General features: G+C 54.8%; 2 tRNA genes and 1 rRNA gene. All 3 read left to right on the plus strand.

What is annotated here, in order from left to right:
• Positions 1-32: 32 nt before the first annotated feature.
• Positions 33-109, plus strand: a tRNA-Ile gene (locus tag ABVT35_RS26805).
• A gap of 314 nt (positions 110-423) precedes the next feature.
• Positions 424-499, plus strand: a tRNA-Ala gene (locus ABVT35_RS26810).
• Positions 500-1,340: 841 nt separating this feature from the next.
• Positions 1,341-1,818, plus strand: a 23S ribosomal RNA gene (locus ABVT35_RS26815); the annotation flags it as partial.

The raw sequence follows: 1,818 nt of genomic DNA on the forward strand, positions 1-1,818 counted from the left end.
TGACGAACCGTTTGAATCACTGCCGCGGGCAGGGGCCCGTAGCTCAGGTGGTTAGAGCGCACGCCTGATAAGCGTGAGGTCGGTAGTTCGAGTCTACCCGGGCCCACCATTTTTGTGGTCCTCACGGTTGAGCGCGGCTTTGCCGCTAACCTCCGGACGGGGCGGCCAGAAGTGGCCGGCGCACATTTTGGTTGGCCAGATGGCTTATCCAAAAAGTCTGCAACTTTTTGGGCATCTGGCTGTCGCGCGCTTTGGGTGGCAGGTTGATGCGTTTATCGGTTTGGCTGTCGTGGTTCAGTATGGTCAAAAAGGCCGAAGCCTTCAGGCTTCGCAAGGCCGACCGGCCGTCGCCGCTGATGCGGCGCGCCCGCGCAGCGCCAGCACATCGCAGATGTGCGGTACGGCGCGTGAGCGATGAATAACGGGGCTTTAGCTCAGCTGGGAGAGCACCTGCTTTGCAAGCAGGGGGTCATCGGTTCGATCCCGATAAGCTCCACCATCTTTTAGCGCTCACGCATGAGCGGCCCTTCGGGCCTATGCTCCGCGAGGGCGCCGAATGGTCGGCGGCGCACACTTGTGCGCGTTGGGTGCCAGGTCGGGTCTTCGTCGTTTACGGGTTTATCGTGGTTAAAAGGCCGAAGCCTTCAGGCTTCGCAAGGCCGACCGGCCGTCGCCGCTGATGCGGCGCGCCCGCGCAGCGCCAGCACATCGCAGATGTGCGGTACGGCGCGTGAGCGATAAAAACTCATCCTTGAGAAATAAAGTTTGCATCGCTTTTAGCGATGCCTGTTCTGCATACATTGTGAAGAGAAGATAGTGTCTGAAAGCTGCTTTGTGTGGCAAGGTTTACACCCCTTGCTGAAGCAGTCATGTCGGATGATTGTTGTTGTTTGTTGTTGTGTTCGCACAACTCTGATCAACACATGACGATTGGCGTTGCCTGACCGCGCGTCATTGGACACATCTCGAGAAGCTGGTCTGATATGTTTGAGGGAACGCTCGGCGTGTTCCCGGGTCAATTGCTTGAAAAATCTCAGGATTTTTTGAGCAAGCCATTTGACTTCAAACGAACATATCAAAAAATTAAGCCAATACATTTTTTTAGTGGTCCAGATGACTTGTCCAAAAAGTCGAACAACTTTTTGGGTATCTGGACGTGGGTATGGCGGTCTTTTGACTTGCCGGACTGATTGTACTGCACCCTTAACAGCGGGTCGCGGTGTGATCGGAATTGCTGCAAACGCCTTGTTTGCCGCATGACCTGTTTCGGTCCCCTTCGAGCGCAAGCGCGGAGGATAAGTCACCGAAACCACTCAAGGATGGGCATTGGCAATGAGAACGATCAAGTGTCAAAAGGGCATTTGGTGGATGCCTTGGCATGCACAGGCGATGAAGGACGTGATACGCTGCGATAAGTTGCGGGGAGCTGCGAATAAGCTTTGATCCGCGAATTTCCGAATGGGGAAACCCACCTTTGATATCTAGAAAATCATTTTTGTTCTCGCTCACGCGCCGCATCAGCGGCGACGGCCGGTCGGCCTTGCAAAGCGCTTCGCGCTTTGAACTCTTTTTCCTCGCAAGAGTGTCATGGAAAAAGAAACCGGTGCACAGCACCGCAAGCGCGACCGCGCGTCGGGCCAGGTGGCCCGCCCTGTCCGGAGGTTAGCGGCGAAGCCGCGCTCAACCGTGAGGACAGAACAAAAATGGTTTCTAGATATCGTTTAAAGGTATCTTGCCTTGAATATATAGGGGTAAGAAGCGAACGCGGGGAACTGAAACATCTAAGTACCCGTAGGAAAGGACATCAACCGAGACTCC

Source organism: Hoeflea sp. TYP-13, from assembly GCF_040932035.1.
Taxonomy (GTDB): Bacteria; Pseudomonadota; Alphaproteobacteria; order Rhizobiales; family Rhizobiaceae; genus Hoeflea_A.